Origin of the sequence: Rossellomorea aquimaris (genome assembly GCF_001877785.1) — a bacterium.
GTDB classification, from domain to species: domain Bacteria; phylum Bacillota; class Bacilli; order Bacillales; family Bacillaceae_B; genus Rossellomorea; species Rossellomorea aquimaris_A.
Genome location: NZ_MINN01000037.1, coordinates 1 through 349, shown reverse-complemented (window position 1 = coordinate 349; position 349 = coordinate 1). Strand labels below are relative to the sequence as shown.

The window sequence follows — 349 nt, the reverse complement described above, 5'->3', positions numbered from 1 at the left end:
CATAAAACCATCGAAGACAATGTTGCTTTTGGCTTGAAAATGCAGAAAGTCGGAAAAAAGAAACGTCTTAACGCAGCGCGTAGCATGCTTGATCATGTCGGACTCAGCGGGTTTGGCCGACGTTTTCCTGAAGAACTGAGCGGTGGACAGCAACAGCGTGTGGCTTTAGCCAGAGCTTTAGTAGCGAATCCACGAGTCTTGCTGATGGACGAACCATTCAGTGCACTCGATAAAAAAAAAAAAAAACAAAGATGAAATTACTACCTGAAACTTGTGCACAGTGTACGGCGTACTGCGTTTTCTGTGTACGACAGAACAACAACGATACAGTGACGAAGAGCACGAGAGA

The 349-nt window shown here is 45.3% G+C and carries 1 protein-coding gene; it reads left to right on the top strand.

The window, feature by feature from the left end:
* Nucleotides 1–255: ATP-binding cassette domain-containing protein (locus BHE18_RS01525; protein WP_328585863.1), on the top strand; the 255-nt coding region annotated here is incomplete at its 5' end.
* Nucleotides 256–349: the final 94 nt, after the last annotated feature.